Genomic DNA, 11,215 nt, shown 5'->3' with positions numbered 1-11,215 from the left:
AAAATATATTTTTATTAATTTACTGTTTTTATTTTTTCATCTAATGGGAACATAAACTCATCTAATACTTGCCAATGAATAGATGTAATCTTCTTTTCATTCGAAAATAAGTATTCTTGTGTGCCAAATGGAGGTACGTTTTTCGATAACTCTTGTAGTTCGATCTCTTTTCCATTTATCTTTATTGTGTTAAAAGCTAGATAAATAGGTGAATCATTTTTAGCAATTATTTTATTACCATCAATTGAAAATGATAATTTTTTTTCTGCATCTTTTATTTCTATGCCTTCAAGAGACTTTGGTCGATAATATACTTTAAAGTTTAATGCCCTAATAAAGTTCATCTGTACATTTGGTGTTTCTTCAGATGTTGATGGTATTAATCGAAATTGAGAAATATAAACACTCTCTCTATCTGTTGGTATTGTACTTTCTGAACCAGTAAACTTAATCACCCACTCATAGTACTCTTCAGGTTCTATTTTTTGTAAAAGCGGAGTTAAAATAAAAGGAGGATTCTCTTTTTTATCAATTAATTGTAACCCCGTAGATTCATCTAACCATCTCATACTAGCCTGAACGAGATATGCTTTTTTTTCATTATTTCTTAAACCAATAGAGATGCTTTTACTACCTTCATTATACGTCATTCTTTGCAATGAAAATTCAAATGCATTATTAGCAGACCATGCTAATTGGCAATAAAAAAAACCTAATATCAAAGTAGTAATAAAAAAAATACGACTATTCAAAACGTTCATTTCATTAGTCCTTATATTTGAATTCTTTTGATAATTCACCATAGTCGTTAATTATATGCCAACTAGCTTCTTTTATTGATACTTCTACCAATTCAGTTTTGCTATAAGGTGATAACAATAAGGTTTTGTTATATTTTTCGTTATTAACTTTAATTGATGTTAATGTCATATAATATGGAGTTGGGTTATCTAAAAACCACTTTCCTTCTTGTTCTTTAATAAAGATCTTTTTATAATCTTGTTCTGAAGGTCTTGCTATATTTTCAGGTCGATAAATTACTTTAATCACAAAATTAGTTATTAATACTAATTTTGATTCCTGTGATTCACTTTCATTAGGTCGTTTAGTAGAAGGTATAATTTTTGTATTCAAATAAAAGAGTGACTCTTTGTCATTGGGTAAATTTTGAGTCTCTTTTAATAAAATACGTAAAGATGAAACACTCTTGTTTTCTAAACGAAATACAGGGGGAGTCACTATAAAATTAGATGACAAATTTCCATCAATTTTTTCAGTAACCCCAGCTTGTATTAAATAAGGTTGATTATCATCATTAGAAATATATACACTTTCACTTGAGTTACCTTCAGAAAAAATAACGCGCGTTTTTCCTAAACTAACCCCTTGAGCGTTAGCATTAAAATAACTAAAAGCTAATATTAAAATAATAGAAATTTTTATAATAAAATTATTCATATAATATCTTAATCAACGATATACGAAAAAGTTAACGTTGCCGAAAACTCTCCAGATTCGGGATCACAAACTGTGGGATCTTTGCATTTAACATAGGTATAAAGTGTTTTTTCTAATTGATCTTTACTTATGTTATTCCAAACAGTATCTTCAGATTTAAAAAAATCCGTATTATTATTAGATTGAGCAACATTATTTTTACTTGATACTCTGATACCAAAACTTTTATTGATATCATCATTAAATGTAACCGTATTTAAAGTACTCTTTGCCTTCATTGTCACATAAGTATCAAAAAAGTCATTCGTTTTACAGTCACTCAGTAATACCTTTATCGGAATAGGTTCTATAAGATTATTTTTAATTTTATTCGATTGAATACTACCAAAATCAACTTCATTGCTACTTGTTCCTGAAACTGAGAGTTTGCAGGTCTGTTTATCAATGGTCACATTAAAGTCAAATTCAATACTCTGAGCATCAAAACTAATAAATAGTGCTAGTGTAATAAACAAACTTAACAAATTCCTTTTCAATAGAAATATATTCATATTTACTTTCTCAAGGTTGTATAAGTGTTAATGCTAATATTGCTTTTAGCGTACCAGGATTAACCGCTGAACTGTCTTTCTTAACAAGCTCGACTTCAAAGTCTTTATTTTTATTACCATTTCCTGTTGTAATATAAACAGAACTTGTTCCAGCATTAAAATTAACTAAAGAACATTGATCATTTTTACAATCGTATAGAGCGAAACTCGCATTAGTTGGATTATTCACCGGTGATATTTTGTTATTTGCAATTTGTGTTCCTGATCCCGCTTTTATAACAACTTCCATATCAGGTGTTTCATCAACATAATCTTGGCAAAGATAATTAACTGAAAAAGGTATTTTGTTTTCCTTTTTTACACCTATTTCATCAACATTTTGCATTAATGTTGATTGAGAAAATTTCACCGTTTGGTCTGATAAAGTAAAAGCACATGTTCCTTTTGTTACTGAACCTTTTACTATGACAACCGCAGAGTCATCAACAGCGCTATATCCATAAAAAGAGATACAAGTTAATAATGCGCCCAATATAATTGGTTTAAAATGTGGCTTTATGTTCATTAAATCCACCTAAATCATCTATTGTACGCCATTGAACACTTCCTTTAGTTACACCTGTAGGTAAGGCATATTTTATCGAACTATAAGGCGCGATCATGGCATTGTTATTGGCCAAACTAACACCTAGCTTTATATTGTTGACAGAAAACCCAGCAAAATTGATGTAATAAGGGGAATTATTGACTACCTTTAATTGTTTTCCTTCCACACTAAATCCTAATTTCTTTTGCGCATCCTCAGATGTCATCGGTAAATTTTTAGGTCGGTAGAAAAGTTTTATGACATTATCAAATCCCACACTTAAGCCCGCTGTGTCAGAATTGTTGTTTTGTCCAGGGATCATCTTTGCATGAAAATAAAAAATACTTTCTCTATCTTTTGGTAAAGAATTACTCATGGCATAAATTTTCACTTCATGCCTTGATAAACTATTAATTCTAAAAAGAGGTGGAGTGACTTGAAATACAATTGGGTTTTCATCAGAGGAAATATAGGCTTGTACCAAATAATTTATTTTTGGTTCTTCATTACGAACGATAACACCTACACTACTCTCACCTTCAGGATAAATAATACGTGTAGCGTTTAAACCCACGCCTTTAGAATAAGCGAGTGGCGATATAATCATTAGTAAAATAACAAAAAACTTTCTTATTCTATTTGTAATTTTAATCATTATATTTCTTCTTTAATGAGAGGCTCTATTAAATAGAGCCTCTAAAAATTAAGCAATATTAGTTATAAGCAACAGTAAAAGTAACTGGTACTTTTAATTCATCACTTGTTACTGCACCATTTGTTAAATACAGACCAGCGGTCATCGGAATACGACCTGTACCGTCTTTAATGATCTCTTGTCCTAATGTCAGACCTGTTTCAACATTTGGTTTAACTAAAGTATTACTTGCTGTTGCTAACAATTTTACAGCTAAAGAAGCCGCTGTTGCGTTAGCAAACATTTCAGAATCAAAGTTTGATTTATTACCACGAGCATAAAGATTGATTGTTTCACCAGTTGCTAATGCTGCTGTACAATTAGAAAGCTCTAAATTAAACGTCTTATTATCTCCTAATTGATCGCCGACGTTTTTGCCAGAAACTTCATCACTTGTGAAGGTTCCCCAATCAATTTTAGAACCTTCTGTTGTTGAAGAAACATCACAACTTGCGGCACGAATTAATGCTTCGAATGACACCGTTGTGCCCTGTGTTGCAGCAAAAGCATTACCTGCAACCATAAATCCAGACAACACGATAAACGGAGCAACTTTCTTAATTAAAGACATATTGTTACCTTTCGTTTTTTAAATAAATCGCCTATTGGAATTAGTATTATTCCCTTAATCATCTTAATTAGATGTAAATTAAGAAAATATATTTTCTAATTCTTTTTAAAGAGTAGCACAACAATTAAATTTTACTCGTAAAGCGAGTTTAAATTACATAATGATAATTATTTAAAAAACTTTTTTTATAAAGTTCTTTCTTTATTTTTAGAATATTTAACTAATCTTTAATCGAGCATCAATATAATACTTAAAAAATAAAAAAATATATTTTTGAATATATAAATTTTGTTTTTCATATATATAGACATGTTAAAACTAATATAAAAAAACATTTAATTTAATTTAAATAAGTAAATACACCTAATGATAAATACTTAAGAGCAAACCTATATTCCACATAAAATTATTTTTAATTTTTTTATTTGAATGGGTAAATATACTTAATTTTATTGTATATAAATAAATCAATTGGTTATTTATTATACTGATCGATTCTAGCGCTGTTTATTCAATACAAAAAAAATGGTCTCATTACTGAGACCATTTTATTTATCATTATAACAATTCTTCGAATATTACTTTTCTGGCATTTGTGGCATTGGTCTACGGAACCGACGAGTGATCCATACCATATAAAGTATACCAATTGCGCCCCAAACAAGACCTAACTCCATAGAACCTGGTTCAAGGTTTACCCACAAGACACCCATTGTTGCAGCACCAATAATAGGTAATATCAGGTAATTAATGTGATCCATTAATCCTTTATTACGGCGCTCACGAATATAGAACTGTGAAATAACAGACAGATTCACGAAAGTAAACGCAACTAACGCACCAAAGTTAATTAATGCCGTTGCAGTCACTAAATCAAAGAACACCGCACCTAATGCTAAGAAGCCAACTAATAGCACGTTAAATGCAGGCGTACGCCATTTTGGATGTACATAGCCAAATGTCTTCTCAGGGAATACACCATCACGTCCCATAACATAAAGTAAACGTGCAACACCTGCGTGAGCCGCCATACCTGATGCTAATACAGTCACACAAGAGAACACTAAAATAATGGACTGGAATAAAGCACCCGCAACATACAGCATTATTTCAGGTTGTGACTCTTCTGGATTTTTAAATCGTGAAATATCTGGGAAATACAGTTGTAAAAAGTAAGAAACCGCAATAAAGATGATCCCACCAATCAGCGCTGTTAAGAAAATCGCTTTAGGGATAACTTTACCTGCATTTGGTGTCTCTTCTGATAATGTACTAATACCGTCGAAACCTAAGAATGAGAAACAGAGTATTGTTGCCCCGGTTATCATTGGTATGACTTGCGCATCAACAGACGCAAACGGTCTAAAGGTCCATAACTCCCCTGCACCTTCTCCGTTATAAACACCGTGGATAAGCAGCCCAACGAAGACAACCATGACTGCTACCTGAACAATAACGATCGCTGTATTTAAGTTCGCAACAACGTTAATACCACGCAGGTTAAAGAACGTCATTAAAGCCACTAAAGCAAATACAAAGATCCACGGTTCAACGCCTGGGAATATTGCTTGTAAATAGATTTTCGCCAATAAGATATTGATCATTGGCATAAATAAATAGTCAAGTAAAGATGACCAACCCACCATAAAGCCAACATAAGGGCTCATGGATTTTTGAGCATAAGTATACGCAGAGCCTGCTGAAGGAAAACGCTTAACTAATTTTCCATAGCTGACCGCTGTAAATAAAATTGCAATCAACGCAATCGCATACGAGGTTGCTACGTGACCATTCGTAATGCCAGAAACGATACCAAATGTATCGAAAATAGTCATAGGCTGTAAAAAAGCAAGCCCCATCATGACTACCTGCATTAGAGTCAAGGTTTTACGTAATTGAACTCGATTGTTAGCACCAGTTTGGTTAGTGCCGATAGAGGAGATGACGTTATCTGACATTAGCGAACCCTCCCATAACTTCGGTTTGAGTATTAGATAAACTCAACCGACAGTTACTGGGAAGACTTCGCATCTGCCTATAAACAGAATAGAATGAAGTTTTTAAGGATGTGTATGTGTTTAGGAGACGCCGTGCTCCGTAGTCATCATTGCCCGCAGTGCCGCTAGGCCCGACTGCGAAAGAGAATAATTGTACCATATTAGCATTCCTCTATCATGACAACCCTTTCTCTAAGGGGCTGGCTGCTAATCAAATTATGTTATCTATTCAGACTCAAATGAATCTGACCTCTTGGTGTAGTAATAAGTAAAAATGCAAAAAAAAACCGATGCACTTTAAACGCATCAGTCATATTTTTAGTGGGCGCATTTTGCACGTCTCAGACTTAAATAGCAATACATTTTCATCAAAAAGCCCCCTTTTTTTACGATCTTTTCAATTCGCAAACTAAGTCAACATATAACGCCACATTTTATTAACAATAATTGTGCTTTTATCACAACTTTTAAGTTTTAAATATTTCAAAAGCCATTACTCTACCGTAAGAAAATAAAACACAATGTATTGATAAATAAGAATTAAACTTTAGATTAAAATTAATATCATTGCCAAATCATCAAAATAAAGCATTTAAAATACATTAATAAGATTAATGCTAAGATTTTGTTAACTCATGCTTCTTTTATCGCCCCAAAATAGACTTTTAATAAAAAGTGCCTATTTTTTAGCAACCTGTTTTATATAAATAAAAAGTAAGAGAATAAGTTAAGAAAAAAATGGCTGGTAATAAGTAGAAATCACAATCTAATAGTCCAAATAACACGATGAATAAGATGAATTATTGAGCTAAATATAGACCTCAACATTTAAACTTTCCAGTATTAATTCTGAGCAAATGAAAGAAAATTAGAGATAAAAAAAGACTCCACAAGTGGAGTCTTAATGACACAAACTGAGGGTAAAAAATTAGAAGTTATAGTTCAAACCAATGTTGTAACGACGACCTTCTAATGTGGTATTAAAGTTTTCATAATTAATGCGACGATCGAACACGTTATAAACACCACCAATCACATTAAGTTGTTTGGTTAAGCTGTAACTTGTACCAATGTCAACAAATGCATAAGAAGGTGTACCGGTTGCCATACTTGTGCGTGATAAGTAATCCGATGTTTTACCACGGAAGTTAATACGCGCCCAAGTTTCCATTTCTGGCGTAGTTTCCCAGTTTAAGGTCGCATTTGCCATATGGCGAGGCTGTTTATTCAGTGGTTTACCACTAAATGCACCGCTCTTCTGCTCTGAATCAGTAAAGGTGTAGTTAGCTGCTAAGTTCCACGCAGGTGAAATTGTCCAGTTACCAGTTACCTCAATACCACGCATATTGGCTTTATCTACGTTTTCACGCGTACTGATAAAGTCATATAGGTGACCATATCCTTGTTCTTTAGTACATGCAGGTAACACGCCTTTATCATCACAAATGCGACGCTCAGTAATTTTATCTTTAAAATCAGTATTATAAATTGTAACACTTGCCGTTAAGTTATCACGGTTATCCCAAATAATACCAATCTCTTCTGTTACTGATTTTTCAGGTTTCAGATCTGGGTTACCATAAATGACGGCATTACCACCTGAACCCCCTGTTGCTTGTCCCCAAGTTTTCGTTGCTTGGCGTAAATCAGGTGAACGATAACCAGTAGATACACCACCTTTTAACGTCCATTCATCAGCCATATGCCAAACACCATAAACACGAGGTGTCCAGTGAGTACCGTAGTTTTCGTCTTTATCCATACGTAAACCACCGGTTAAAGCGAAATCATTTGCTAGCGCCCATTCGTCTTCAGCAAACAGCGCCCAGCTATAACGATCTAATTTACTACCTTTGTCTAAATGGTTATTGCTATCTTTTAATTCTTCAAAACGATACTGAGCACCAACACTTAAAGTATGCGCATCTAACATAAATACTGTTTGATTACGTACTGTTGTATCGTTGTATTCCATTTTACGACTTGGGTTATTGTTTTCATCACGCTGAATATAAGTATTCATCGTACCAAAGTCATACACACCATCATGAGTCAGGGCATATTGTTTTAGCTCATATTTACTGAAATCACTGCTCTTAGATTTACGAGAGCGATCAGAGGCTGAATATTCCCAACGAGAATCTCGGTGCTGGCTGTCTTTTTTAAATTCAAATTCAACCGTATTTTTATCATCTGGTGTCCAGCTTAATGTACCACCACCGCTTGCAGTAATTTGACGATTATAACCATTCGCAAATTTATCTTCGCTACGGTGCGAATATTGACCTTGGACTTTTAATCCCAGCAGGTTATCAATCAATGGACCGGCTGCATAAAAACTGCCTTGTTCAGTATTTCCTGAGTTTTGACGCTCTGTCAGCGTGCTATCAGCACGTAAACTTACGTTCCACTCTTTTTGCGCTTTACGAGTAATAATATTGATAACCCCACCCATTGCATCTGAACCATATAAAGAAGACATTGGGCCACGTACAACTTCAATACGTTCAATGGCAGGTAAAGGCGGTAACCAGCCTTGTTCAATACCTGAGTTATCACTATTAGGACGCGTTTCACGCGAGGCAACTCGCTTACCATCAACTAAAATCATGGTATATTTTGCATCCATACCACGAATACTGATATCAGAACTACTTCCACCGCCTGTTACTAAAACGCCGGGAACATCTTTTAATGCGTCAGTCACATCACGGTAAGATTTGGTTTCTAGCTGTTCACGAGTGACAACAGAAACCGATGCAGGTGCATCTTCAACGGTTTGTTTAAACCCTGAAGCGGTTGTTACAAGCAGTTTTTCTACATTTTCTGCTGATGCAGTCATAACAAAACTTGATGCAATAGCCGCAACAACGCCAAGCGCAATTTTATTTTTATTTAACACTACCATTCCCGATTCTCCAAGAATATATATTCTTTAAGTTTTATATAGATGGACAGATCGACAATTGCTCAGAAATTAGGGTAATAAATAAATTTAATTACCCTTAGTTATTTTAATATTATTTTTATATCCCTATTTACTGCATCCCTATATTTATTTCTTTTCTCTTTTACTGCTCTATATTTTATCCACTAAACCATCAATAATAATTTGAGGTATTCCTTGTGAACAATATTCCAATCGACCTTGAACACCATAAACATCGGCAAGGCTTTGTGCCGTGATAACCTTATCTGGCGCGCCTTGCGCAATTAACTGTCCTTGTTTCAACATTAATACATGCTCACCATGTCGTAAGGCGATATTAATATCGTGGACAACGACGACAGTAATAATATTTCTACGGTGTGTTTCTTTAGCCACTAAATCCATTACATGATATTGGTAATTAAGATCTAGTGCGCTTAATGGCTCATCCAATAATAATAAAGAAGGCTGTCTAATTAATGATTGAGCAAGCCCTACTAATTGTTTTTGACCACCAGATAATTCATCTAAATAGCGTAATGCTAAATGCTCAATACCTAATTGCCGTAATAAATGCATGACCTGGGCTTCACTATGTTCATTATGTAATCCACCTGAAGCACGTTGCGCCACAATAATGGATTCTAAAACATGTAAATGAACACCAGCAGGTAATGTTTGTGGCAAATAGACTACATTTTGAGCGCGTTGTGCAAAATTCATCGAAGCCAAATCGTTGCCATCTAAACTGACAACACCTGATGACTTATTTAATCCAGCTAACGCTCTTAATAATGTTGATTTTCCGCTACCATTTGGTCCCAATAATACGGTGACTTTTCCTTTAGGTAATGGCTCCACATCAAGTGCCTTAATGATAAGATGTTTAGCATAACCAGCGCTAAAATCTTGGATCTTTAATCCTTCCATCATTAGATATTCCCCCTATGACGTAAAATCATACTGAGGAAAAATGGCACGCCCACCAGCGATGTCACAATACCCACTGGAATAATGACACCCGGTATTAAATTTTTAGAAGCAATAGATGCCAATGATAAAACTAAAGCTCCAATTAATGCGCTTGCTGGCAGATAGAATCGATGATCTTCACCAAACATCATACGAGCAATATGAGGAGCAACTAAACCAATAAAGGCAATTGGCCCCACAAAAGCGACTGCGAGTGCGGTTAAAATACTGATGCGCAGTAAGGAGCCTAATCTTAAACGCTTTACATCAATACCAAAGCTGATCGCTCGGTCTTCGCCTAATCGCAATGCAGTTAATTTCCATGAACTCATCCATGAAATCACCATAATGACAGCAAAAGCCCCCGTCATCACACCGAGTTTTACCCATGTTGCACGCGCTAAACTTCCCATAGTCCAGAAAACTAGACCTTGGAGAGTGTCTTCTGTTGCAATAAATTGCATCATTGAGACTAGTGCGTTGAACGTAAACACCATGGCAATACCAAAAAGCACCACTCCAGATGTAGGAACACGAGTCCAGCGAGTAATTCCGTCTAATAATAAAGCTGATAATAATGCAAAGAGAAACGCATTCGCCGAAATAAACCATTGGTCAGGAATACCCGGAATACCAATCCCTAAAACAATCGCTAATGCAGCACCAAATGAAGCAGCATTTGATAAACCAAGTGTGAAAGGGCTTGCTAACGGGTTATTTAGAATAGTTTGCATTTCTGCACCCGCTAATCCTAGCGACATCCCTACCACAACCGCCATTAAGGCATAAGGTAAGCGAATATCCCAAACAATCACTCGAGAGCCTGCATCAACAAGCTCCGGTTGAAACAGGGTGGTTAATAATTTTTCAAGTGATAAACCAGAAGGCCCCATAGTGAAATCTAACACCACTGAAGCACAAATAATTAAAACGATAACTCCCAGCCATAGCATGCGTTTATTCATCATTTTCCGATAATGGGCTTTCACATTATCTGATGCATTTTTTTCATGCTCTTGTGTGGCGAGTCTCTCTGACATAATGCTCATATCAACTGTTGTACCTAGTCTTTTTTTTACGTTCTTCTGCTCTTACCTGTGTTTTACATTGGCAAAAACATACCGTACAACTCATCAATTGTTTCTTATGTACAAAAAGCCAATTATTAATTTGAGACAATTCATTCAACAAAGAAGTGAGTCGCAAAATTATTATACGGTGAAATATATTCGCTGTGTAACTTATTATATGGCGATAAGCTGTTGGTTGGCTGTATTGAGCGCTAGAAGGGCTAATTATTATCAGACTCATTACATTAAGCATATTATTTACAATCAACAGCACCATTATTTTATTTTTCAGCAAATAAATTATGCGCTAACAATAAAGCAAATAATAATTATTATCAATGCGATCACTAATATAATTAGGATTTTTGTATCTTTTTTATAATTGGC

General features: G+C 34.6%; 11 protein-coding genes. All 11 read right to left on the bottom strand.

The genetic code is table 11. From position 1 onward, the window contains the following. Positions 1 to 14: 14 nt before the first annotated feature. The 11 genes from QQS39_RS06870 to QQS39_RS06820 all read right to left on the bottom strand — a co-directional run bounded on the left by QQS39_RS06870 (position 15) and on the right by QQS39_RS06820 (position 10,807). Positions 15 to 761, bottom strand: a complete 747-nt coding sequence (locus QQS39_RS06870; protein ID WP_285805613.1) for a fimbrial biogenesis chaperone — start codon at positions 759 to 761, stop codon at positions 15 to 17. Between the two features lie 4 nt (positions 762 to 765). Next, a complete protein-coding gene (locus QQS39_RS06865; protein ID WP_196736474.1) occupies positions 766 to 1,458 on the bottom strand; it encodes a fimbrial biogenesis chaperone in 693 nt (230 codons plus the stop codon). A gap of 8 nt (positions 1,459 to 1,466) precedes the next feature. Next, positions 1,467 to 1,973: a fimbrial protein gene (locus QQS39_RS06860; protein ID WP_285805612.1), complete on the bottom strand. Its 507-nt coding sequence runs from the start codon at positions 1,971 to 1,973 to the stop codon at positions 1,467 to 1,469. A 46-nt stretch (positions 1,974 to 2,019) separates the two neighbouring features. After that, entirely contained in the window at positions 2,020 to 2,574 is a 555-nt protein-coding gene (locus QQS39_RS06855; protein WP_151434782.1) for a fimbrial protein, read from the bottom strand. Further along, on the bottom strand, positions 2,552 to 3,250 hold the full coding sequence (locus QQS39_RS06850; protein WP_285805611.1) for a fimbrial biogenesis chaperone: 699 nt from the start codon (positions 3,248 to 3,250) through the stop codon (positions 2,552 to 2,554). The genes QQS39_RS06855 and QQS39_RS06850 overlap by 23 nt, the downstream gene beginning before the upstream one ends. 58 nt (positions 3,251 to 3,308) lie before the next feature. Continuing rightward, positions 3,309 to 3,860: a fimbrial protein gene (locus tag QQS39_RS06845; protein ID WP_151434780.1), complete on the bottom strand. Its 552-nt coding sequence runs from the start codon at positions 3,858 to 3,860 to the stop codon at positions 3,309 to 3,311. Between the two features lie 578 nt (positions 3,861 to 4,438). After that, positions 4,439 to 5,818, bottom strand: a complete 1,380-nt coding sequence (locus QQS39_RS06840) for an APC family permease (protein WP_151434779.1) — start codon at positions 5,816 to 5,818, stop codon at positions 4,439 to 4,441. Then, complete coding sequence (locus QQS39_RS06835) at positions 5,808 to 6,017, bottom strand: hypothetical protein (protein WP_074454084.1); 210 nt, start codon at positions 6,015 to 6,017, stop codon at positions 5,808 to 5,810. Before QQS39_RS06835 ends, QQS39_RS06840 begins: the two co-directional genes overlap by 11 nt. A gap of 768 nt (positions 6,018 to 6,785) precedes the next feature. Then, entirely contained in the window at positions 6,786 to 8,765 is a 1,980-nt protein-coding gene (locus tag QQS39_RS06830; RefSeq protein WP_285805610.1) for a ligand-gated channel protein, read from the bottom strand. Positions 8,766 to 8,936: 171 nt separating this feature from the next. Next, positions 8,937 to 9,719: an ABC transporter ATP-binding protein gene (locus QQS39_RS06825; RefSeq protein WP_098943438.1), complete on the bottom strand. Its 783-nt coding sequence runs from the start codon at positions 9,717 to 9,719 to the stop codon at positions 8,937 to 8,939. Next, entirely contained in the window at positions 9,719 to 10,807 is a 1,089-nt protein-coding gene (locus QQS39_RS06820) for a FecCD family ABC transporter permease (protein ID WP_285805609.1), read from the bottom strand. Before QQS39_RS06820 ends, QQS39_RS06825 begins: the two co-directional genes overlap by 1 nt. Positions 10,808 to 11,215 lie beyond the last annotated feature (408 nt).

The organism is Proteus appendicitidis (assembly GCF_030271835.1).
GTDB lineage: Bacteria > Pseudomonadota > Gammaproteobacteria > Enterobacterales > Enterobacteriaceae > Proteus > Proteus appendicitidis.
Note: the sequence above shows the minus strand (reverse complement) of the source record. Positions and strands in the feature narration are given on the sequence as shown.

Bases quoted from the DNA above. Each gene is read 5' to 3' on its own strand.
- QQS39_RS06870 (WP_285805613.1), bottom strand. From the start codon at position 761: ATGAACGTTTTGAATAGTCGTATTTTTTTTATTACTACTTTGATATTA.
- QQS39_RS06865 (WP_196736474.1), bottom strand. From the start codon at position 1,458: ATGAATAATTTTATTATAAAAATTTCTATTATTTTAATATTAGCTTTT.
- QQS39_RS06855 (WP_151434782.1), bottom strand. From the start codon at position 2,574: ATGAACATAAAGCCACATTTTAAACCAATTATATTGGGCGCATTATTA.
- QQS39_RS06850 (WP_285805611.1), bottom strand. From the start codon at position 3,250: ATGATTAAAATTACAAATAGAATAAGAAAGTTTTTTGTTATTTTACTA.
- QQS39_RS06845 (WP_151434780.1), bottom strand. From the start codon at position 3,860: ATGTCTTTAATTAAGAAAGTTGCTCCGTTTATCGTGTTGTCTGGATTT.
- QQS39_RS06840 (WP_151434779.1), bottom strand. From the start codon at position 5,818: ATGTCAGATAACGTCATCTCCTCTATCGGCACTAACCAAACTGGTGCT.
- QQS39_RS06835 (WP_074454084.1), bottom strand. From the start codon at position 6,017: ATGGTACAATTATTCTCTTTCGCAGTCGGGCCTAGCGGCACTGCGGGC.
- QQS39_RS06830 (WP_285805610.1), bottom strand. From the start codon at position 8,765: ATGGTAGTGTTAAATAAAAATAAAATTGCGCTTGGCGTTGTTGCGGCT.
- QQS39_RS06825 (WP_098943438.1), bottom strand. From the start codon at position 9,719: ATGATGGAAGGATTAAAGATCCAAGATTTTAGCGCTGGTTATGCTAAA.
- QQS39_RS06820 (WP_285805609.1), bottom strand. From the start codon at position 10,807: ATGAGCATTATGTCAGAGAGACTCGCCACACAAGAGCATGAAAAAAAT.